The organism is Methylorubrum sp. Q1, assembly GCF_004683995.1.
GTDB lineage: Bacteria > Pseudomonadota > Alphaproteobacteria > Rhizobiales > Beijerinckiaceae > Methylobacterium.
In genome coordinates this window covers 131,479-157,819 of sequence record NZ_SRHQ01000001.1, presented here as the reverse complement: position 1 = coordinate 157,819, position 26,341 = coordinate 131,479, and the positions used below count along the sequence as shown (strand labels likewise).

At 68.6% G+C, this 26,341-nt stretch carries 1 protein-coding gene (cut by both window edges); it reads left to right on the top strand.

The whole window is internal to an LEPR-XLL domain-containing protein gene (locus E4V01_RS00545) on the top strand: the coding sequence, 45,759 nt in all, runs 7,169 nt past the left edge and 12,249 nt past the right edge, and what appears here is coding positions 7,170-33,510 — codons 2,390 (partial) to 11,170 (complete); the first complete codon in view begins at position 2. The start codon and the stop codon both lie outside this window.

The window sequence follows — 26,341 nt, the reverse complement described above, 5'->3', positions numbered from 1 at the left end:
CGCGGCGACCAACGTCGTGCGCGGCGGCGCCGATGCCAGCGTCCTGCGTTCGACGGTGGAATCCACGACCGGCAATCTCGAAGTCAGCGCCGAGAACGAGTCCGGCGTCGATGCGCGTATCCGGGCTTCATCGACCACGTCGGGTGGCGAGGGCGTTTCCGGCGCGGTGACGCTCGCCTTCAACTCGGTGGGTTACGAGACCCAGAACCTGCTCTTCAACACCATCGACACGCTGATCGGGCAGTCGGCCATCTCGAAGGCCTTCGGCGGCGAGGTCGGCGCGGGCGCAAAGGCGACGATCGTCCAATCCTCGGCGAAGGCCGGCGGCGACCTCATCGTCACGGCGACCTCGGCGGCCAAGATCAACGCGACCGTCAGCAATGCCGCGACCTCCTCGGCCGATGTCGCGATGGTCTCGGGCGGCGCCGGCACCGGCTTCGGTGTCGTTCTCGCGTCGAACAAGGTGAGCGGCAGCGCCGTCGCCCTCATCGACAACACCGGCGTGACCCGGGACATCACGGCCGGCGGCGCTCTGGCGGTCACGGCGACGGATGCGGCCGGCATCACCTCGAACGTCCAGATCGTGACGAGCTCGACCGTCACGAAGAGCGACGGCGGCGCCGTCACCAATCAGTCGAAGCTCAACAAGTACCTCCCGTCGGACTTCTCGACCAACCCGAACGAAGTTCAGTCGGCTACGATTCAATCGAACATCATCAAGAACCGCGCCGATTGGGCGCCGGCCGAATTGCTGGCCTTCGAGGAGAAGGTCACCGCGCAGATCACCCGCGTGAAGGGACTGATCGAGGAGCTTCAGGCCGGTCCTGCGACGCTGCTCAAGCAGGTCGAGACGAAGCTGCTCGAACTCAGGGCAGGCAAGGTCACGACCGAGTATCTGCTCAAGATCAACCAGACCCTCGTCGACGCTCTCAACGGAATCGATCTCTCCAAGATCCCGAGCACCGATCAGACCGGTCTCGCGACGCGAATCGGGGATGCGGCCGACGCGCTGTCGGGGCACCTGACGTCGGCCTCGATCAACACGGCCGGTGCCGACGAGGCGCGGCTCGAGGCGCTGAAGGTCGCCGCCGAGGCAGCGCGCCTCGGCTATCTCGACGAGGCCGTCCTGCGCAACAGTTCCGATCCGGCCGAAAAGAGCGTCGGTCAGTTGATCCGCCTGCAGGTCGCCGTCGACCGCGCGGTCATCGAAACCGCCGGCAAGATCCTGGAGCTGAAGGATGGGCTCAACAACTTCCTGAAGCCGTTCGGCCTCAGCACCGACAGCATCGGCGCCGTCGACCTCTCGGCCTACGGCCAGCTTCCGAAGACCGCGAACGCGCAGGACGTCACCTTCGGCACGCGGGTGCGGATCGCGGACGGCTATGCCAAGCCGACCTACAAGGCCGGACAGGGCGAGATCACGGTCAAGACCGGCGAAACGATCGAAGATCTCTCGGGCAAGATCTATAAGTATGTCGGTGCCGACATCCTGGTCGAGATCAACGCGCTCGATCCAGATTTCACGGACGGGGCGAAGTGGAAGCTGATCGCCGACAAGTCCAGCGCCTACAAGGCTGGCGACATCTTCATTTACATGGGCGGCAACGCGACAATCGATCTCGCAGCCACCGACTACACCAATAAGCTCCTCTGGAAGCGGGCCCTCGAGTCCAACTTCATCCCGGACGGCCTGAAGCTGCCGACCACCGGTTCCGGAACGGGGACGGGCACCGCGACGCCGGCCCCGGCCACGTCTTCGACCGAGACGGTGGCACCCACGGGCGACCCGTCGGCCAACAACGCCGCCAAGACCGGCACGGTCGCGGCGCAGCCTTCCGCCTCGCTGGCGATCGGCGGGCTGGTCGTGCTCAACAGCGTCCATGCGGACGCCGTCGCGCGCATCACCGGCGTCACCGCCACGGCGGGCGGCACGGTCACGGTGCAGGCGAACGAGACCGCCACGATCAAGGCGACCGCCGACAGCGCCGCCAACGTCAAGTCCGCCGCCTCCTACAAGCCGACGACCGACGTCAGCACCCCGGCCCCGTCCACGCCGAGCGATCCGTCCACGGACCGGACCCTCGGCACGAAGAGCCAGCCGACGAGCCTCGCGCTCGGCGGCATCATCGCCACCAACGCCGTCCTCGGCACGGCGCGGGCCGAGATCGTCGACAGCACCGTCACCGGCGGCGGGATCAAGGTCGATGCGGCCAACACCGCCACCATCGACGCCACGGCCAAGACCGCGACCTCCAGCGACCAGGGCGCGGTGTCGATCACGCTCGCCTTCAACACCATCGGCTGGAAGGAGCAGAACATCCTGTTCCGCGCCGCCGACACGATCACGGGTCAGCCGCTGATCGCCGCCGGCAGCGGGAACGACGCCGACCCGTCGGGGGCGCGCGCGCAGATCCTGCGCAGCAATGTCACGACGACGGACGCCAAGGATGCGCTCGCCGTGACCGCGCGTTCGGACGCATCGATCAACGCCCAGCTCACCAACAAGGCCAGCGCCTCGCAGGCGGTGCTCAAGGATGCGAGCGCCTACGCGATCGGCTTCGCGCTCTCCGGCAACCTCGTGAATTCCGAGGCGGTGGCGCGGATCGACAGCAGCAACGCGGCCGGCACCGCCATCGACCCGACGAAGACGCTCGACGCCGCCGGGGCGGTGACGATCTCGGCGACCAGCAACGGCAGCATCACCTCGCTGAACAACCTCTCGGCGATCGCCAGCCTGACCAAGCCGAGCGTGCTGGAGGACTTCGCCAATAAGATCCTCGGCAATTATACCTACACCACCGAGTCGGGCTCGAAGACCGTTACGTTCGGCGACATCGTGTTCGCGAAGGTCGGTGGTGTCGAGAAGCTCTACGTCTATTTCGGCGATACCAAGCTCGTCTCCGACCTGAAGACGGAGGCCTACACGGAGCCCAATGGCTGGCGGGAGAACAATCTCCGCGAATTCGTGAAGTTCCTGCCGCCGGGTGTGCTCAACCTCGGCGACAGCAAGGATGTCGCCGGCTCGGCGACGCCGCCGGCCGGCAACACGAACACCACCAGCGGCCAGACCCCGTCGAAGCCCTACGCCGTCGCCGTCAGCGGCATCCTCGTGACCAACGACGTGCGCAGCACCGCCACGGCGACGCTCACCGGCATGACCGTCGCCAAGGCCGGCGACATCAGCGTCCAGGCGGAGCAGAGCGGGACGATCACCGCGACGGTGAACAGCAAGGTCGAGTCGAAGCTGAAGCCGGGCACCAAGGCCGGCGACAAGCAGTCCATCGCGGCCCAGGCGGTGATCGCCTCGAACGTCGTGATGGGCGCGAGCACCGCCACGATCGACCGCAGCCCGCTCGGCGACGCGAACGCGACCGTCGGCAATGTCGCGGTGGGCGCCCGCAACACCGGCGCGATCACCGCCACGATCGACAGCACGGTCGATTCGAGCGAGACCGCCGTCGGCATCACCGCCGCCTTCAACAAGATCGGCAGCCCGAGCACCAACGCGGTGTTCGACCTCGCCGAGTTGCTGGCCGGGATCGATCTCGACAGCCAGATGACCAAGGGCGGCCAGTTCGCCGCGACCGCCTCGATCTCGGGCCAGCCGATCAACGCCACCGGCAAGGTTTCGGTGGAGGCGCGATCCGAGGCCAAGATCAAGGCCACCATCGAGAACGCCGTCACCTCGATCGGCTCGGCCGCGACCACCGTCGGCGCCGTCGCCGGCCTGAACTTCGTGCGTGTCGGCACCTCGGCCACCATTGCCGACGTGACGAGCCTCAAGGCGGCGGGCGGCGTGGCCGTCAACGCCCGGAGTGCGTCCACCATCGAGGCCGTGGTCAAGGCCCCCGTCACGGCGGTGGTCTACAACATGCCCGACACGAGCGGCACCTCGGGCGGCACCAACACCTCCGGTAACACCGGCAATACGGGCAACACCGGCGGGACCGGCACCCCGACGACCACGCGCTCGATCTCCGTCGCCGCCAGCTTCGCCCGCAACACCATCCTCGACGTCGTGCTCGAAGCCGGCCTCGACCGGATCGGCGACCTCACGGCGAGCGCCGGCGACGTCAGCGTCACCGCTGCCAACACCGCCACCATCACCGCGAAGGTCGCGGCCACCGCCATTGCCGTGCTGCTGAGCACCGAGGACGGCAAGAATCTCGGCGTCTCCGGCAGCGGCGCCTTCGGCGTCAACACGATCCTCGGCGGCGTCGAGGCGCGGATCGCCGACAGCCGGATCACCGCGTCCGGAAGCCAGGCTCCGAGCGTCACTGACGGAACCGGCGGCCAGGGCAACATCACCGTCTCCGCCAAGAGCGCTGCCACCATCACGGCCTCGGTCGAGGCCGCCGCGGCGGCCGTCATCGTCGGCAAGGGCACAGCCCAGGCGGTGGCGATCGGCGTCTCGCTCGCCTTCAACATGATCGGCTACAACCTCAGCCTGATCCCGGTCGATGGCACCAGCAGCCTCGCGGCCGACAAGGCGCGCTCCCTCGACGTCAAGGCGAACGTCACCAAGTCGCGGCTGAGCGCCGGGCGTCGGGTGTCGGTCGAGGCCGAGTCGGGCGGCCGGATCGAGGCCCGGACGCTGGCCACCGCCATGGCGGTCGGCGTTTCGACGGGTGGCAGCTCCGGCGGCTCCAGCACCGACGGCAACGTCGCGCTGTCCGGCGGCGGCCTATTCGTGCGCAACAAGGTCGTGACCTCGGCCTCCGCCGTCATCGACGGCACCGGCAGCAGCGACGACGCGGTCACCTCCGGCACGGGCGGGATCAACGTCTCGGCCAAGGACACCGCCGTCATCCGGGCGACCTCCGTCGCCCTCGGCCTCTCGGCCAACCTGAGCGCGGATGCGAGCAACACCGCCTCGAAGTCGACCCTCGCCATCGCCCTGTCGCTCGCCGACAATTCGATCACCAGCGAGGTGGCCGCGCGGATCACGCAGGTCGCCAATCTCGCGACCCTCGGCGACGTCACCGTGGCCGCGAACCGCAGCGCCGACATCTTCGCGCAGACCTACGCCGCCGCCGTCGGCGCGCAGATCTCCTCGAAGGGCGACGGCGCCTCGGTGAGCGGCGGCGGCGCGCTCTCGATCAACACGGTCAAGGGATCGACGATCGCCGAGATCACCGATTCCAAGGTCGGGGACAGCGCCAATGGCGGCGCCAAGGTCGGCAGCCTCTCCGTCTCGGCCACGGACAGCGCCAAGATCGCTGCGCTCACCGGCGCGGCCGCGATCACCCTCGCCGGTACGGCCGAGGGCAAGGCCACGGGCGTCGCCTTTGGTGTCTCCGCCGCACAGAACGTCATCGGCGGTTCGGGCACGGCGGTTCGGGCGACGGTGGCCGGCACGCCGGTGCGGTCCACCGGCGCCGTCGGCGTGCGCGCCGAGTCCAAGGCCGATATCGATGCGACGACCGTGACGGTCTCGGTCGGCGTCTCGGGCAGCGGGACCGGTGACGCGCGTACGGCGAGCCTCGGCGGCTCGGGCGCGCGCAACGCCGTCAACGTCGCCACCACGGCGGAGCTTTACGCGGCGGATGGCGCGTCGGTCGCGATCGAGGCCGGTAGCCTCGCGGTGACCGCCAAGAACACTTCGACCATTTCGTCGGATGTCGGCGCGGCCTCGGTGGCCGGCTCGTTCGGCCAGGGCAAGTCGGTTGCGGTCGCACTCGCGGCCAGCGTCGCGATCAACGAGATCGGCGGCAACGTCACGGCGACCGTGAAGAACGCCGATGTCACCACCCTCACCGGCGGCGTGACCATCGACGCGTCGCGGCAGGGCACCATCGAGACGCGCGCCGCAGCGGCCAGCGTTGCGGTGAGCGCAAGCGCCGACAAGAGCATCGCCGTCTCCGGTGCCGGCGTCGCCGCGGTCAACAAGATCAACAGCAGCACCACGGCGACGGGCCAGAACGCGTCGATCGACGCGAAGGGCGATGTCACCGTCTCGGCGAGCAGCAGCGCCACGATCAAGTCCCTGGTCGTCGGCGCCGCGGCATCCATCGGCGGCGGGGCCGGCGATGGCGGCGCGGGCGCGCTCGGCGTCTCCATCGCCTATAACGAGATCGGTGCCTGGACCGCCTATGACGAGACGGCCCACACGCTGAGCGAGGCGCCGTCGCTCGGAAGCCGCGCCAACGTCTCGGCCACGCTGGTGGGCAGCCCTGTTACGACGACGGGAGCGCTCTCCGTCGCGGCGAGCGCCAACAACACCATCACGACCGACATCGTCGCGATCGCGGCCGGCGTCACCGTCGCCGGCGGCAAGGCCGGCGCGGTCAGCGTCGGCGGCACCTTCGCGATGAGCAATATCGGTCTCGCGGTCGCGGCTTCGATCGATGGCGACAAGACCGGCGCGACGCCCGGATTCCAGGCCGCGAGCGCCACCGTTTCGGCCCAGGACATCTCGACCATCACGACGCGGGCGCTCTCGGCGAGCCTCTCGCTCGCCGCCGCGTCCGGCAACGCCGTCTCGATCGCCGTCGGCGGCAGCATCGCCCTCAACGCCATCGCCAACGATGTCTCGGCGACGGTGAGGAACCTCGATCGCGGTCTGCAGACCGTCGGCGCGATCCTCATCTCCGCGAAATCGGCGGGCACCATCACGGCGAACGCCGCCTCGGCCGCGATCGCCGTGGCCGCATCCGGTTCGAACGCCGTTCCCGTCAGCGCGGCGGTGACCTATGCGCGCAACGTCATCACCACCAGCACCCGTGCGCAGGCGAGCGAGAGCAAGCTGGCCACGACCGGCGCGAGCGGTAACATCAGCGTCAAGGCCGAGGCCTCGGCCGCGATCAACGCCGCGATCCTGGCGGCTTCGCTGGCCGCCGGCGTCGGTGGCAGCAATGCCGCGGGCGTCGGGCTCGGCGCCGCCATCGCCGAAAACCGCATCGGCGTCTGGTCCTCCTCGGGCACCGATGCCACCACCAGCTATGCCCTGGCCACGAACGGCGGCACCGTCGTCGAGGCGTCCCTGACCCGCGTCGGCGTCGATGCGAAGGGCGCTCTGGCGGTCGAGGCGACGTCGAAGAACGTCATCAAGGCGAACATCGCGGCGATCTCGGCCGGCCTCGCGGGCGGCGGCTCCAACGCCGTCGGCGTCAGCGGCGGCGCCACGGCCGTCATCAACGCCATCGGTGTCACCACGCAGGCCTTCATCGAGGGCAACGGCGTGGGTGGTAGCGCGATCGCGAGCAACGCGATCAAGGCCGGCGCCGTCACCGTGAAGGCGGCCGATACCTCGAGCATCACCGCCAACGCGCTCACCGCCGCGGTCAGCGCCGCCTTCGGCGGCTCGAACGGCGTCGCGGTCTCGATCGGCTTCGCGCTTGCGCTCAACACCATCAACGCGGCCACCCGGGCCAGCGTGAACAATGTCGGCGACGGGATCGACGCCGGCACCGGTGCGGTCCTGGTCGATGCCCTCAGCAACGCGACCATCACGGGGACGACAACGGCGGCCGCCGTCAGCATCGGCGGCGGCGGCTCGGGCGGAATCGCCATCGCCGGTGGCGGTGCGCTCGCCTTCAACACCATCCGCCCCGTCACCCGGGCCGTGATGGCCGCCAGCACGATCACGCAGAGCGGCACCATCACCGTGACCGCCGCGGCCACGTCGAAGATCTCGGCTCTCGTCGCGGCCGCCTCCCTCGCCGTCGGTGTCGGCGGTTCGGCCGGCGTCGGCGTGGCGATCGGTGTGTCCGTCGCAGCCAACCAGATCGGCGACTGGACGTCGTCCGGCGAGGGGCGCAACCGCGTCGATACCGCGGCCGCGACCCAGGGCTCCGTCGTCGAGGCGCTTCTCACGGGCAGCAGCGTCAAGACGAGCGGCGCGCTGACGGTCGGGGCCAGCTCGGCTCAGGCGATCGCGGCGCAGGTGGCCGCTGCGGCGGCCTCCATCGGCGGCGGCGGTTCGGCCGGCGTCGGCGTCTCGGCGGCCGGCGTCTCGGTCACGAACGCCATCGCGGTGGCAACCCGCGCCGTCATCGACGGCGACGGTGCGACCGGTATCGAGGCCGGCAGCGTCTCGGTCCGCGCCTCCGACATCTCCACGATCGACGCCTTCGCCGGGTCCGCCTCACTCGCGGGCTCGGGCGGTGGCGCGGCCGGCGTCTCCGTGGCGGTCGGCTTCACGCTGGCGCTCAACAGCATCGCCGGCAACGTCGAAGCGGCGATCAAGAACGCCGACACCCTCCTGCGCACGACCGGACCGCTCGGCGTCTCGGTCAGCGCCTCGCGCGCCGGCCGCATCAACGCGGCGGCCGCGGCGGCGGCGATCAGCATCGCGGGCGGCGGCTCGGCCGGCGTCGGCGTGTCCGGCGGCGGTGCCTTCGCCTCGAACCGGATCCTCGGCTCGGTCAGCGCGATGGTGGATGCGAGCCGCATCACCACGACCGGCAGTGGCGGCCTCACGGTGACGGCGGCCGGTTCGTCCGAAATCACGGCGATCATCTCGGCATTGGCCGCGTCCGGCGGCGGCGGCGGTGCAGCCGGCGTCGGCGTCGCGTTGGGCGTCAGCGGTGCCGAGAACCGCATCGGCGAATGGTCCAGCACGGGCCAGAATGCCGAGCGCGTGGACACGCTCGGCAGCGGCGGTGCCACGGCCGTCCAGGCCTCGGTCAGGAACTCTCCCCTCGACATCGCTGCGGCCCTGACGGTTCAGGCGACGGCGAGCCAGAAGATCACAGCGACCGTCGTGGCGGCATCCGCCGCGATCCAGGGCGGCGGCGCGGCCGGTGTCGCGGGCGCTGCAGCCGGTTCGGTGGCTGCCAACGCCATCGGGGTCGAAACCTCGGCCACGATCGACGGTGACGGCGCCGGCACGGACGGCATCAAGGCGGGCAGCGTGACCGTCTCGGCCGCCAACACGGCCCAGATCACCGCCGTCACCGGCGCCGCGTCGCTCTCCGGGGCGGGCGGCGGCGCAGCCGGCGTCGGCGTGGCGATCGGCTTCGCGCTCGCCATCAACAGCATCGCGGGCGGCATCCAGGCGTCGATCTCGAACGTCGATGCCGGCCTGACCACCCGCAGCGGCGGCGTTTCGGTCGGCGCGCGTAACGATGCGCGCATCCGGGCCAGCTCCGCGGCGGCAGCCGTCTCGATCGGCGGCGGTGGTGCCGCGGGCGTCTCGGTGAGCGGCGGCGGCGCCGGGGCGTCGAACGTCATCACGGTGCGCACGAACGCCTTCGTCGCCAACAGCGCGCTGATTGTGCGCGGCGGCAAGTCCACGGTGTCGGCCGTCTCGAACGCCGACATCCAGGCCCTGATCGTCGCGGCGGCTGCGGCCGCCGGCGGCGGTGGCGCGGCGGGCGTCGGTGTCTCGGTCGGCGTCGGTGCGGCGGCCAACACCATCGGTGCCGGCAACCAGATCCAGGCCTATCTCAGCAATGCGAGCGTCGATTCCGACAACGCGCTCGACGTGACGGCGGTCTCGAACCAGACGATCCGGGCGGATGTCGGGGCGGTCTCGGCCTCGATCCAGGGCGGCGGCGCAGCGGCCGTCAGCGTGGCGGGCTCCGGCACCGGCGCCTCCAACACCATCGCCGTCGCGACGCGCGCCTATATCGACGGCGACGGCGCGACCGGCATCACGGCGACGCAGATCGCGGTGTCCGCCAAGGACACCTCCGCGATCACGGCCTCCGTCAGTTCGGCGGGCATTGCGGGCGGCGGCGCCGGAGCGGCCAGCGTCGGCGTTACGGTCTCGGTCTCGATGGCGACCAACCGCATCGGCAACACGGTCGAGGCGCTCATCCGCAACGCCGATACCGGCGTCACCACGACTTCCGGCGACATCGCGGTCGAGGCCGAGAGCAGCGGGTCGATCCAGGCGATCGCCACGGCGGCCTCCGTCAGCGTCGGCGGTGCCGGCGGCGTCAGCGTGCAGGTGGCCGGCGGCGGCGCGGGCGCCCTCAACGTCATCACCACGAGCACCCGCGCGGCGATCGAGCGGGCGGCCGGGCAATCGTCCCTCAACCGCGTCACGAGCGCTGCGGGCCTGCGGGTCGGCGCCAAGAGCAGCCAGGACATCGACGCCAAGGTGGTCGCGCTCTCCGCGGCCGGCGGCGGCGCGGGTCTCGCCAGCGTTCCGGTGGCGATCGGGCTTTCGGGCGCCCAGAACATCATCGGAAGCTGGAAGACCACCGACGCGAACGGCAACCGGCTCGATCAGCCGACGCTCGACACCGATGGCGGCGCCAGGGTCGAGGCTCTGATCGCCGACACGGTCGCGGCGGTGCAGGGATCGCTCGCGGTCACCGCGACCTCTTCGAGCACCATCGACGCGACCGTCGCGGCGGCCTCGGCCGTCGCCACGGGGGGAACCGTCGCGGTCGGCGTCGCCGGCTCGGGCAGCTACTCGGGCAACGCGATCAGCTTTGCCACCAACGCGGCGATCACCGGCGCTTCGACGAGCGTCACGGCCGGCGACGTCACGGTCCGCGCCAAGGATCAGGCCACGATCAACGTCGATGTCGGCGCAGCCGCCATCGCAGCCGCGGGCGGCGCCGTCGGCGTGGCGCCGGCGATCGGCGTCGCCGTGGCCCTGAACGTGATCAACAATGCCGTGACCGCAATCGTCGACGGGGCCACCGTCACGACGCGCACAGGCGGAATCCGCGTCGAAGCCACGGTTCCGTCCGACAATGGCGGGTCCAGCATCAATGCGCGCGTCGCCGCGGCGGCCGTGGCGCTCTCGGGCGGCGGCGTCGCCGTCTCGGTGGCTGGCGGCGGTGCCATCGCCACCAACATGATCGGCGGCTCGACCCGCGCGCGGGTCAGCAACGCCCGCCTGAATGCCGCCGGTGACGTGGCGGTCGCTGCCGCGAACAACAGCCGGATCGTGGCGGAGGTCGCCGCACTCGCGGCCGGCGTCAGCATCGGCGGTGTCGCGGTCGGGGCCAGCATCGGCACCGGCGTGGCCACCAACCTGATCGGCAGCGAGATCACGCAGCGGGTCAACGGCCAGAACAAGACGACGAAGTCAGCCGCACTCCTCATCGAGGCTCTATCGCAGAACACGACGATCGAGGCGGGCGGCAACCTGTCCGTCACCGCCAATTCCGGCCAGACGATCCGGGCGACGGTCGCGGCCGGCTCCGTGGCGATCTCCGGCGGTGCCGTCGCCGTCAGCGCCGCGGGCGCCGGCGCGGGCACCCATAACCGGATCGGCGCGATCGTGAGCGCGGCGATCGACGGCGACGGAGCCGGCGACAAGATCACCGCCGGCACCGTGACCGTCTCGGCGCGCGACACGTCCAGCCTCAGCGTCGACACCGGCGCGGCCTCGGTGGCCGCCTCGTTCGGCGTCTTCGGCAGCGGCTCGTTCGCCCTCGCCGTCGCGGCGGCGGACAATGTGATCGCCAACAACGTCACGGCCGCGATCCGCAACCTCGGCACGACCGGCGGTCTCATCACCCGTGGCTCCGTCGCGGTCACGGCGACTGAGAGCGCGACCCTGACGAGCCGCGCGCGTGCCGCGGCCATGTCCGGCAGCGTTTCGGCCTTCAGCGTCTCCGTCTCGGGCGGCGGCGCGGGCACCGGCGACACCGTCACGAGCACGACGAGCGCCAGCATCACCAACAGCCGCGTCACGTCCGCGGGCGATGTCGCCGTCAGCGCCAGCGACACCACGACGATCGACTCGCAGGTGCTCGGCATTTCGGTCGCCGGCGGGCTGCTCGCCCTCGCGGCCGGCGGCTCCGTCGCCAAGGTCGAGGCGCGCCCGACGGTCACCGCCGCCATCGAGGGCGGTTCGGTCTCCGCCGCGAATGTGAGCGTGGTCGCGACCGCCCTTCCGTCCGTCAATGCCGTGGCTCATGGCATCAATGCCGGCACCGCCGCCATCGGTGCCTCGGTGGCCGAGGCCAAGGTCGCCGCCACGGTCGGAGCCTCGACGAAGAACGTCTCGATCACGGCCGGAAGCCTCTCGGTGCTCGGCAACCTCGCCCGTCAGGCGGGCCGCGACTCCGCGACGGCAACCGCCTCCGGCTCCGTCGGCGGCCTGATCGGCCTGAACTCGACGGTGACCCTGGCTGAGAACAGCAGCACGGTCAGCGGCCTGCTCGATGTCGGCACGGTGCTGGCCGTCAGCGGCGCGGTCGCCGTCAGCGCGACGAGCAGCACGCGGCAGACCTCGACCGCCAGCAGCGCCAGCATCGGCCTCGTCGCGGCCGGTGCGACCGTCTCGTCGGCGAATTCGGCAACCGTGACCAGCGCCCGCGTCGTGTCCCTCGGCGCGCTCAATGCCGGCTCGATGACCGTCACCGCCTCCGGCATCGACGACAACTTCGCCAAGGGCATTTCCGGCAGCGGCGGCCTCGTCTCGGGCACCGCCGCCAGCGCCGGCACCAGCATGGGCGGCAGCACGCGGGCCGAACTCGGCACGGGCGTCACCATCGACCTGACGAAGAGCGGCGACAGCACCGGTCTGTTCTATCTCTCCGCCGATCACGTCGGCACGATGAACGGCCAGATCATCACCGACAGCTACGGCGCCCTCGCCGGAGCGGGCGCCGTCGTGAACAACACGATCACGCACGCGGTGATCGCCGCATTCGGGATCAATTCCCGCGTCACGGCCCGCGACATCCTCGCCACCGCAACGAACACCGTGAACAAGCCGCAGCTCGGACAGGCCAACATCGTCGGCTCGACCGGCGGTCTGGCCAGCGGCGCGGCGGCGTACAGCACGACGGTTCTCGACATCACCACGCGGGTCGATGTCGGCAGCAACGCCGACCTGATCACCGTCGCCCGTGCCGGAACCGCAGGCGGAATCCGTCTGGCCGCGAACAACAGCATCAACATCTACGACAAGGTTTCGCTGACCACCGGCGGCGCGCTGTCGGGCGCCGGCGCCTATTCCAGCATCGAGACCCGGAACTTCGTCGCGCAGGTCAATATCGGCGCCAACGCGACTCTGTTCACGCTCGGAAACCTGACCCTTTCGGCCAATGGCGGCGGCAATGCCTATGCGGTCTCGAACTCCGAGACCTACGGTGCGGCCACCGTCGCCAGCGGCAGCACCACCGTCATCATCCGGCCGAACAACGCGGTGAACATCGGCGCGGGTGCCGACATCACCGCCTATGGCGATGCGGATCTCCTGGTCGGCACCAACAAGAAGGCTTACGACGACGCCTACGACGCGTCGGCGACGACCGACAATTTCGCCGGCAGCGCGATCCCGATCACCTCGCTGGCGGCCAAGATCCGCGTCGAGGAGATCAACACGATCAAGATCGATGGCGGCGCCACGATCAAGACCGCGGGCAACGCCAACCTGTTCACGAACCGCCAGGGCAATTCCAATGCCGTGGCCCGCATGAAGGGCACGAACTGGACGACCGCCGTCGCCGGCGCCATCGACAGCCTGCTCGGCGGCTCGGCCATCACCCCGGTCGGCGATACGCAGACGGGCTCGATCGGCACCGTGATCGTCGACGGCACGGTCGTCACCGGCATCACCCGCAACATCTCCATCGTCATCGACGACATGACGCGGGCGCCGGGCAACGGCGCCGCGACCCTGATCACGGGAACCGTCAAGCTCAACGGCCAGAAGTACGATGCCGCCGGCAACCCGATCGCGGATTCGGACAACACCAAGAGCTTCACGATCACCCTGCCGGATGGTGCGACCTCGGCTTCGGCGACGCTGCCGAAGCTGCCCATCACCATCAGCCTCGGCTTCGCCAACGCCCAGTCGAACCTGATCAAGGCCTACGAGGAAGCGACGAAGGGCCTGTCGACCTACAAGGACAACGCCACGCTCCAGGCCTACTACCAGGGCGAGGTGAACCGGATCAAAGCCGAGCTTCTGGCCGACGGGCTCGCGGAGTTCCAGACGACCTACGACGGCAAGCAGGTCCTCATCCCGATCTACAAGCAGGTCCAGGCCATCACGGTCAGCCCGTTCTCGGCGGGTGCCGGCGGCATCATCGTGCGCGCCGACGCCCTGCTCGGCTCGGGCAAGCTCGATGCCGCCTCCGACACGAAGGTCGAGATCACCAACAACTCGGTGGCGAGCCTCGTCATCGCCGGCATCACGATGCCGGAATCGAATGGCGGCACCTTCTTCAACGACGCACAGATCCCGGTGACGTCGAGCGACGACTTCAACACCCGTCGCCAAGCGATCATCACGAAGAACGCGGCGAGCCCGGATGCCGCCGCCGCAAAGGCGATCGCCGGTGGCCGTGACGTCAACTTCCAGGTTCTGACCGCCGGCGGTGTCGTCACGAAGGACAGCAAGAGCGACATCTCACTCAAGAACACCACAGGCGCGCGCAACGGCAATTCTGCGCCGGCCATTCTCATCGTCGGCGACATCTACGCGCCGACGGCGATCCTCAATGTGGCGACGGCCGCGGGCGGTGACCTCACCATCACGGCCAAGACCACGATCAAGGAGCTGAAGACCGATGTCGGCGGCGCCGTCGCGATCGGCCTGACCGAGGATCTGCGCACCTACTCCGTCGGCGGCGACCCCTACGGCCAGATCAAGGGGGTGCTCGAAGCGGGCTCCGGTCCGATGACCGGCAAGTCCGCCTCCGACATCGCTCGGGCGCTGTCCGGCTCGCAGTCGAGCGTCATCGCCAGCGGTGCGGTGACGATCAAGGCGCAGTACCTGAACCTCAACGGCCTCGTGCAGAGCGGACGTGACCTCTACAGAATCGTCATCGATCAGTCGGTCGAGAACGAGATTCAGGAGATCATCCGCAATCCCTATCGCACCGCGAACCTGAGCACGCTGACCCGCGACGGCTACTCCGCCAGCTACAACCGGCAGACCGGCGCCATCGAGATCGACGAGGTCGTCTCGACCGGCGGCCAGATCAACCTGACCGGCATCATGCTCAACACCAATGCGGGCGTCGGCGAGCTGCGGGCGCTGGGCGGTTACGCCAAGGTCGAGGTCGTCAATCAGCTCAACCGTGACGTCGTCCTCAACCGCATCGACCTCTCACGGCGCGGCATCGGCACGATCGATATCAAGGATCTCGCCTACAAGACCGACGTGAACGGCAACGGCATCGCCGATGCCAACGACATCGCCTTCCGCCAAACCCTGATCCGGCAGGACGCCGACGGCGTCGTCACGCGCTACAGCGCCGATCTGAACAGCACCGGCGCCGAGATCACCAAGTATAACGGCAGCAGCACGACACAGTACGATCCGAAGACCGGATACCGCTACGCTTTCACCATCGGCCAGGGCGCCAAGAACACCTACACGCTGACGAGGGGCACATCGGCTTGGCTCGGTATTGATGCCTTCGCCAAGGATCCGCCCCCCCTGAGCGACTTCAACAAGGAGATCACCGAGCCGGCCGCTCTGCAGCCCGAATCGGCCTATTACTATATCGATACCAGCAAGTCGGGCTACGCCTTCCTGGGCGCACCCGAATATACGCGCTCGGCCGAGAAGCCGAAGGAAGTCGCGAGCTGGACGACGAGCACTTGGTACGGAAAGAAGACCTATTACACCAAGTTGCAGGCGATCGATTATACCGAGAAACAGGCGACTCATAGCCTGCAGGCCGATTACGGCATCAAGATCAATTTCACCGGCGACCGCACCGGCACCGTCAGCATCGACTCGCAGGGTTCCGGCCGCGTGCTGATCGCCGGCGGCATCAAGAACGACAACGGCACCACGACGATCACCTCTGGCGGGACGATCCAGCATCTCAGCTCGACCGCGGCCATCACCGGATCGCGCGTCACGTTGCAGGCGGCGCGCGGCATCGGGGTCGGCAATGGCAGCAACGTCACCGATCAGGCGCTCAACGTCACGACCATCGGGGCCGGCAACACGCTCAAGGCCACGACCACCGCGGGCAACATCAACCTCAACGTCCGGACCGTCGACAACGAACTCGGGATCGACACGATCGCGGCGGGTGGCGGCTTCGACGTGAAGCTCGTGTCCACGAGCGGCGTCACCATAGCCGGCGAAGGTGTGGTTTCGGGCGGCTCCATCAAGGTGATCGCGGGCGGTCGCTTCGGCTCCGAGGCGGCCCCGATCAAGCTCGACGGCGGCACCACCGCCCGCGACAAGACCGACATCACGGCGGCCCGTTCGGTCGGCATCCGTGAACTCTCGGGCGACCTGCGCCTGAACAGCCTGACGGCCAACGGCGACGTCTACATCAAGGTCGACGCCGGGAATCTGCTCAACGTCAACAACGTCGTCGTGCGCGACGACCGCGTGGCGTCCCAGCTCATCAACGGCGTGTGGAAGGATCTCGCCCTCACCACCGAGGATGCGAAGCTGAAGTTCGAGCGCACGCTCAGCGCCTACGAGAGCACCCGTGAGCGCGATTACAACGCTTACTGGGGGTATCGGAACCAGCAGGCCGACCCCTCCCGCTACGACAGCCGCTTCGAGGTTACCCTCAGCGAGAAGACCGGCGAGCGCGCCTACTATACCGCCTTGTTCACGAGCCAGGCGAATGATGCGGGCATCACCGAAGCCGGCGCGGTGAAGACCTACGTCGACAACGCGGTCAAGACGCTCGAAACCAACCGGACGCTGCAGTACCGGGTGCTGCACGCCCAGTACGGCCAGTACGGCGACGTCTATCACGCCGACCTCTCGGGTGATTACGCCACCTATTGGGCGATCCGCGGCACGCAGCCGAACAGCGGCAGCTTCGATTCGGCCTACACGGTTCAGGCGACCGCGTCGGCGCTCGCCAAGATGCAGGCCGCGACGCGTGCCGCCCCGATTTCCGGCGATGCGCTGATCGCGCGCGTCACGGCCCAGATCACGCAGCTCGAGACCGATCAGGGCACCCGTCTGACCGAGGCCCAGATCGGGCAGCTCTACACCACGGCCATCGAGGCCGAGGCGCGCGGAACCAAGCTTTCGGGGACCGTGCTGACGGATTACGTCACCGCGCAGATCAAGCAGATCAGCGACTCGCGGACCATCGATTTCAACAACTTGAAGCTGGTCTTCGACGGGTTCGACGCTACGAAGGTCTCGAACTTCAGCGCCCAGTACGACCAGTATTGGCAGATGCGTGAGGCGGGTGACGCGACGACGCTGCAATCGCAGGCCTACACGGATCTCGATGCCGTCTTCGCAGGCTTCGGCAATCACTACGTGGTGAAGCTCGGCGCGGCCTACGACCTCTACAGCACCTATCTCGCGAACGGGTCGAGCCGGATCAGCGGCGCCGAGCTGACCGCCCTGACCGCGCAATTCACCGAGGAGGCGCTTTCGCAGACCCTCGGCGAGGCAGCCCTGCGTCTGGCCACTTCCGGCAAGGTGGCGGCGGCGGAAGCCGCGCTCAAGGCGACCTATGCGGCGCTTCATCTCCGCTTCGGCGGGCTGGGCGACAGCTACGACGCCTCGACGGTCGCGGCCGAGACGACGGCCGTGCAGGCCGATTACGAAGCCTACTGGAGCTACCGCAACCAGCAGGTCGATCCGAGCGTCTACAACGCCGCCTTCGCGCCGCGCCTCGCCGGTCAGGCGCTCATCGACGCCGTGGCCGCGGCCCGCACCGCGGCGGAGACGGAGAACCTCAGCTCAGCCGCCATCGACGCGGCCCGCACCGCGGCGCAGGGTCTGCGGTCGGCGGCGCTCACGGCGCAGTACCGCTCGCTCAACGCCTTCTTCAACAGCCTGCCGGGCTCCTACAACACGGCCGACACGCCCAATACGAACAAGCTGACCGCCGCGAAGCAGACGGCCCCCGCCTTCTTCATCGACAAGGCGACGGCCGATGCCATCGACGCCGGCATCAAGCGCTGGACGCAGGACGAATTGCTGAGCGCCGTCGGCCAGGGGCTGCTCAAGGAGACGACCAGCACGATCGTCGACAAGCAGGACCCGATCATCAAGGGCGCCAACATCAGAATCGTCACCTCGGGCAATGTCGGTTCCGTGAGCGGAACCAGCCTGATCGATATCGGCCCCGGTGCCGCGCCGCTCACCCCGGATCAGCAGATCGATCTCGGCGCCGCCGAGCGGAGCGACCTCGTCTTCCTGACGAAGGCTCCGATCACCACCAACGTCATCTTCGGCCAGTCCGGTAACAACGGCACCGTGACCCGCCAGGACGGCGCGAACTGGGATACGAGCGTCTTCTTCGACAAGAACGGCAAGCTCTACGACGGCACGCTCTACATCGGGGGCGTGACGCCGAATGCATCGGCCGAGAGCTCGGTCGGCTACAAGATCATCAGCGTCGTCGGGAACGTCATCACCGTCGACAAGGTCTTCGGCAGCCAGGGCGTCGCCCGCAACATCGATATCGGGGTCAGTATCGCCGTCACCGGCGAGGCGCCGCGCGTGACCGCCGAAGTCGCCTTCGACCTGCTCAAGGCGGCCCCGACCACCCTGACCGTCAACTTCAGCAACGATACGGCGACCAACCAGGGTGTTCTGACCCGCACCGACGGCACGGCGTGGGACAGCACCTACACGGTCGGCAGCACGCTCTACATCGCCGGCGGCACCGCCAACACCAGCGCGGCCTCCACGAGCGTCTACCGCATCGCGTCCGTCAACGGCTCCGTGATCCGGCTCGAGGCGACGCAGCTCTTCGTGGCCGAGACCGGCGTCACCGTGAATGTGGGTGTGCGTTCCACCGACGGGACCGGTGTGTCCGTCATCACCCGCGCGTCGGGCAATTTCCTCGGCGACGGCTTCAAGGACGGCATGCTGATCGGCGTCGCCGGCACCTTCGGCGTGACGTCGGGTAACGCGACCACCAAGGACACCAGCTTCACCATCAAGCAGGCGAGCGCTTCGACGCTCATCCTCGAGAGCGCAAGCACGTTCAAGACGGAGAGCGCCCGCAGCGTCGTGCTGTTCCAGTCGGCCAAGGATGCCGGCAATCCGTTCAATCAGATCACCAAGCTGCTCATTCAGAAGCGCAAGGCGGTCGTCATCGAGGGCACCGGTGCCCTCGATGTGACGGCGAACACCCAGATCTTCATCAATACCGCCGCCGTGCTGACCGTGGGCCGCGTGGAATCGGTCTCCGGCAAGGAGATCCGCCTGAAGTCCTCCACGGGCCTTCTCAACGGCGGCGCGGCGGATGCGGTGAACATCAAGGGCGGCGACACCGTCCTCGAAGGCGGGGACGGCAGCGTCGGCACCGCGACGCGGGTGATCGGCATCGATCTGACGACGGGCTCGACCCTGGCGGTCCGTGCGGCGCGCGACATCTTCGTCACCGCCCGCAACGGCGATCTGAACCTGGAATCCGCCTTCTCGCAGGGCGGCAACGTCACCTTCGTCTCGGATAAGGGCAGCATCCTCGACGGTGTCCACACGGACACCAACAAGATCGTCGCGGCCAACGTCTACCTGAAGGCCGCCGGCTCGATCGGCGCCAAGGGCGACGCCATCGAGATGAAGCTGACCGGCACCGTCCGGGCCGGCGCCACGGGCGACATCGTTCTGACCGAGACGGAAACCAGCATGAAGGTGCTGGCCGTCACCACCAAGGGTGACGTGGTTCTGGCGGCCAAGGCCTCGATCCTCGACGCGGGCGATCTCTCCGACCCGCGCGACATCGACTCCGCACCGGTGGCCGGTTCGGGCCGTGCCAATGTGAGCGGCCACTCGATCACGCTCACCGCCCTCGACGGCATCGGCGTCGCCGGCGACGAGTTCGAGATCGACAGCAACGTCGATCGCACGACCGACGGCGTCGTCACGCTTCAGAGCGGCCTGAGCAACCTCTACGTGCTGGAGAGTGCGGGCGATCTCTACCTCGCCAGCGTCGGCACCGACGCGCAGCGCACGGCCTTCGTCACGGCGGTGGCCGGCAGCATCCTCAACGGATCGACCAACTACAACGAGACCACCGGCGGCAGCTCCAACCTCCGTTCCGGCAAGGCCTATCTCGTCGCCTCCGGCAGCATCGGCTCGGAAACCAAGCGCATCGTCGCCAACATGCGCAGCCTCGACGGCGATCAGTATGGTGGTCTCGAAGCCCGCTCGATCAACGGCGATATCTGGCTGTGGAACATCGGCGGCCTGCGTGTCGGCGGCGTCACCAGCGAAACCACCGGTCTGCAGGCGGCTCGGGGCCGGATCGGCATCCGCACGTCGAGCCCGCTGACGATCGACAAGGACATCATCTCGTCCGGCGACATCATCGAGCAGGCCGGTGAAACGGGTTCGTCCGGCGACGACCTGACCGTCAAGGCCGGCGTCACGATCTTCTCGACCGGCGGCTCGGTGACGCTGAACGCCGGCGACAACCTCGTGGTCGAGGCCGGCGCGGTCGTGAAGGCGAAGGGCACCATCACCCTGCGCTCGGACTTCAGCGCGAGCGGCACGCCCGACAACACGGCCTCCCAGATTACGCTGTCCGGCACCTTCGTCGGTTCCTCGATCCTGATCGAGTCCGGGGGCAACGGCGACGAGATCGTGCTGGACGGCACCTTCACGACGGGGCAGCGCACGATCGGCGGTGGGGCGACGGCCGCGACGGTCACGGAAGGCGCGATCACGCGCAGCGGCACCATCGAGTTGCGCGCCGGCGAGGGCGACAACAAGATCACGATGGTGGGCGCCTACTCCACCGGCGCGCTGATCATCGGCGCCGGTTCGGGCAGCGACACGCTCGCCGACACGCAGGTGACCGGCGGCATCACGCACAAGGCCGAGGTCGGCGCGGATTCGGTGACGATCGCGCTCGGGGCGGGCGCGAACACGGTCGGGCTCGGCGGCACCTATGTCGTGACCAATGCCGTGCAGCTCACGACGCTGGGCGGCGCCGACATCATCGGTCTGACGGGCAACGTCGATGCCGGAAGCGTCACCCTCGACGCGGGCGAGGGGGATAACCGTCTCACGCTCTCCGGTGTCTACAAGGCGCGGAACGCCCTCACGATCCGCACCGGCGCGGGCAACGACCGGATCGACCTTCAGGGCAGCTACACGGCCGGCTCGATGGAAATCTCCGCCGGGACTGGGGCCGGCAGGAACGACCTGACGCTGGATGGCACCTATCGGATCACTGGCGCCCTCACGATCGTGGGCGGGTCGGGCATCGACACCCTGTCCGACACGCTCACGACCGACATCACGGCCGGCTCGCTGTCGATCAACCTCGGCGACGGCGTCAACACGGCCGATCTCGTCGGCGGCTACGACATCGCGGGGGCGATGGCGTTCATCACCGGCAGCGCCGACGACGTCATCACCCTCAACGGCGGGATCAAGGCCGCCAGCTACACCCTCGATGCGGGCGCCGGGAACAACAGGATCACCCTGGCCGGCACCTACACGGTCACGAACGCGCTCACGATCAGGACCGGTGCGGGCAACGACATCATCGACCTGAAGGGCAACTACAGGGCCGGTTCGATGTCCGTGGATGCGGGCGCGGGCGACAACGCGCTGACGTTGACCGGCACCTACAAGATCGACGACGCCTTCACGATCACCGCCGCGGGCGGCACCGATACGCTGACCGACCTGCGGGTCGCGAATGGCGCGGTGGAGAAGGCCAGCGTCGAGGCGAAGTCGCTCGCGATCGACCTCGGCGACGGTGCCAATACGGTCACCCTCGCCGGTATCTACCGCATCGCCGCCGCCTTCCGTCTCACCACCGGTTCGGGCCTCGACATCGTCAGCGATTACCGCAAGGTCGGCCAAACGGTCACGGATGCGCTCGACCTGACGGCCGGCACCATCACGATCGCGCTCGGCGACGGAAATAACGAGATCGCACTCGCCGGCACGCTTGCCGCCGCGGACAGCTTCAGCCTGGTCTCCGGCTCGGGCAACGACACCGTGGTCGATGCGGCGCTCGACGGCACGACACCGCTCCGGACCGCGACGATCACGGGCAAGACCATCGATGTGCATCTCGGCGCGGGGAACAACACCCTCACGCTGCTCGGCACCACGATCGCCACTTCGACCCTGGCGCTGACCAGCCTCAGCGGCCAGGACCGGTTCGCCCTGCGCGGCCGGGTCCGCGCTGCGGCCACGGCCATTCGCCTCGGTTCTGGCGACGACAGGCTCGACCTCGCCGTCAGCGAGATCGCCGGCAACACGAAGGTCTTCGGTGAGGACGGCGCCGACACGATCAACGTCGATCGCCTGCCCTCGCTCACCAGCAAGACCGGTAGCGCCACCGATACGCTCGACATCGACGGCGGCCAGGACACGGACACGATCCGCATCCAGGTGGCCGGCGCCTCGTCCTACCGCATCAACGTGACGGATTCCGGCAATCCCGACCGTGGTGTCGACACCCTGACGATCCTCGGCACCGATGCCGCCGACCAGTTCCTGATGCGCCGGAACTTCGTCGCGCTCGTCCATCCGAATGCCGACGGCACCTACCCGGTGAACGCCGTCGTCGAGCGGATCAACTACGACATGAGCATCAACGGGCGCATTATCGTCGAAGGCGGCAAGGGTAACGACCGCTTCGCGATGGACGACAACGCCGCGCTGATGACCATCGATGGCGGCGAGGGCAACGACTTCTTCCAAGTGGGCCAGGTCTTCGCGACGCCGCGCGACGTCCCCAACGGGCTGCTCGTGGAGGACGCCTTCGAGACGACGAAACTGTCCTTCGGCGGCTACCTGTCCCGCGGCATCTCGATCCCGACGGTGATCTACGGCGGTGTCGGCGACGACACCTTCCAGATCTACTCGAACAAGGCCGATCTGCGTCTCGAGGGCGAGGACGGCGACGACGTCTTCATCGTGCGCGCCTTCGCCACCGCATCCGAGAACAAGATCAAGCTCAATGCCGGTGCCGGCAACGACCGGATCGAGTACAACATCAACGCGCCGCTCGACATCGATGGCGGCTCCGGCTTCAATAAGATCGTCGCGCTCGGCACCGAGTTCGCCGACACCTTCGTGGTGACGCGCGACGGCATCTTCGGTGCCGGCCTGTCGATCCGCTTCACCAACATCCAAGCGGTCGAGGTCGACGGCCTGGAGGGCGACGACACCTTCTACGTGCTCTCCACCCCGGCGGGCGTCGTCACCACGCTGATCGGCGGCCTGGGCAGCGACACCTTCCACGTCGCCGGCGACGTCAGCGGCGAGGTCGTCGCCCGCGACGCCAAGGGCAACGCGGCGGTCATCAATCACACCATCAGCAGCACCGACCCGGCCTTCAACGGCCTGTTCGTGCCCGGCATCAACGCGTCGGTCTCGGCGGCCGATGCGGGCTCCGTCAGCGACGGCGGCGGGCTGACCCTGCGCGAGGATTCCGGCAATACGACCCCCGATGCCACCGGCAGCAGTGTCGGTACCTACAAGATCGCACCGCCCGCGCCGAAGACGACTGCCCTGACCAGCACCGATTGGGCCGTGGTCACGGTCTCGGCCGCGCAATCCTCGGCGCAGATGCGCGCATTGGCCGGCAACGCGGGCACTGTCGAGATCTCGACGGACGGCATCAATTGGGCGGATGCGCTGACGCTGCGCTTCACCGCCGTCTTCGACAACGCCAGCAACACCTACGTCTGGACGGCCGACCGGACGGTCTTCGTCCGTGCCAAGTCGGACACGGCGCTCGAGGGCGACCAGAACGTGGCGATCGGCCACTCGGTGATCAGCTCCAACGCGGAGGTGAACGGCACCTTTGTCCGCAACACGCTGGTCAAGGTCATCGACAACGACAAGCCTGGGCTGATCATCACCGAGAGCGGCGGCGCGACGTCGGTCATCGAGGGCAACGGCAACAAGCCCCAGAACAGGGACAGCTACACCGTCGTCCTCAACAATGCCCCGCTGGTCGGCGAGGAGGTGCGCGTCACGCTCAACGTGTCGAGCACGGAAGTCGTCTTCTCCGACGGCAACGGCAACCTGCTGCCGCGGGACGGCAACGGTCGCGCCTATCTCATCTTCACCCTGGCCAACTGGAACCAGCCGCAGACGGTGCTGGTCTCCTCCCCGGCAGACCTGAAGCCCGAGAACCGCTTCGTCGCGGAGATTACCCACACCGTCACCAGCACCATGAACGGCGGAGCCACGGAGGGCTTCTTCAAGGCGGCGCTCGTCGGCCAGCCAGTGGTGCGGGTGCAGGTGACCGACGGCAACACCGCCGGCGTGGTGGTGACGCCCAAGGAGGGCGGCGTCGTCGTGACGCCCAACCAGACGTCCTACTACGACGTCGTCCTGACCATGCCGCCGAAGGCGCCGGTGACGATCACGCTGGCCGGAGACGGCCAGACGATCACGTCGAGCGCGGACAGCCGGTTCAAGGCGGCCGACGGCACCAACCCGGCCACCATCACCTTCACCGCGACGGATTGGGACCAGGCCGTTCGGGTCACCGTGGCGCGCGATCCCAACGGCGCGCGGACGACCTCGGACCTCAAGACCTTCTCGCGTCAGCCGCACGAGCTCAGCGGCATCGAGGGACCGCTGGTTCTGGAGGGCGGTGTCGGCCCCGAGAGCCGTTCGCTGACCCCGGCCATCGTCCTGCCGGGCGAGAACAATCCGGTCGTCGACCGCAACATCGTCGATGACGGGCTGCCCGACTTCGACAAGGTGACGCTCTACAACGACTCCACGACGGCGGGCGTCTCCGGCACGGTGAGTGCCACGCATATCGACGGCTTCGGCATGTCGACGAACGACGTCACCACGGCCACGAGCAGCAACAACACCGTGCGCACCTTCGAGGGCGGCGTGACCTATAGCGGCATGCGGTCGGTCGAGCTGCTGCTCGGCTCCGGCGCCGACACGGTCACGGTGACCGGCACGGCCGTCGGCACCCTCACCGCCATCCATGGCGGCGGCGGCGCTGATACGATCACGGTGACCGGCTCGCAGGGCACGCTCGCCCTGTTCGGCGATACCACCGCCGACGGCAGCCGCTACGACTCCACCTTCGAGAAGCAGACCGGACGCGGCTACGGCTTCCGCGATGAGGGGACCCTGGATCGCGACAACACGGTCGTCAGCCTCAACGACATCATCGATGCCTCGGGCGCGACCGGCCTCGTCATCATCGACGGCGGCGCCGGCAACGACACGATCACCGGCGGCAAGGGGCGCAACATCATCGCCGGCGGCACCGGCAACGACACGATCGTCGGCGGACCGGCTGCGGACACCATCCTCGGCGATTCCAGCCTCAACCTCGACGACGTCCGCCGCATCGTGACGATCGCCGATCCCTTCATCGATCAGGCGCGGGCCGCGGGCACCGACACGATCGACGCCAAGGGCGGCGACAACGTCATCGTCGGCGATCACGGCCAGATCTACCAGGACGGCTCGGCCACCGCGGGCATCGCGCTCGAGGGAACCCACGTCGTCAGCCGGATCGTCTCGACCCATACCGGCATCGGCGGCGGCGACCTGATCACCGCGACCGACGGCAACAACATCATCATCGGCGGCTTCGGAGCCGACACGATCACCGCGGGCGCGGGCAACCACGTCATCCTCGGCGACAACGGCGAGGCGGTGTTCGACAGCGGCGTCCTGACCAGCCTGCGCAGCACCGCCGGGACGACCGGCGGCGCCGACACGATCAAGGCGAGCGACGGCGACACCACGATCATCGGCGGCGCCGGCAAGGACGGCATCACCGTCGGCAAGGGCACGCATGTCATCCTCGGCGATACCGGCGAGGCGCGCTTCGTCCCGGGCACGCGGATCATCAACGGCGTGACCGTGCCGGTTCCGGTCCTGACCAGCATCAAGACCACGGACGACGAAGCGGCCGTCGGTGACGACGACAGCATCGAGACCGGCGACGGCAACGTCACCGTCATCGGCGGCGCGGGCGCGGACACGATCACGCTCGGCAAGGGCACGCAGGTCGTGCTCGGCGACAGCGGTTCGGCCACCTTCACGAACGGCAAGATCGCGGCCATCACCTCGGTGGCGACCGAGGTCGGCGGCAACGACACGATCAAGGCGTCCGATGGCGACACCACGATCATCGGCGGCGCAGGCGCCGACACGATCGATGTCGGCGCGGGCAACCACGTCATCCTCGGCGACAACGGTCGGGCCGTGTTCACCGCGGGCGCACTGGTCTCGATCGAGAGCATCGATCCCGAAACCGGCGACAACGACACCGTGTCGGCCAAGGACGGCAACGCCACGGTGATCGGCGGCGTGGGCGCGGACCGGATCACGCTCGGCAAGGGCACGCAGGTCGTGCTCGGCGATAGCGGTTCGGCCACCTTCGTCGACGGCAAGATCGCGACCGTCACCTCGATCGCGACCGCGATCGGCGGCAGCGACACGATCACCGCATCCGACGGTGACACGACCATCATCGGCGGCGCGGGTGCCGACACGATCGATGTCGGCGCGGGCAACCACGTGATCCTCGGCGACAACGGCAAGGCCGTGTTCACC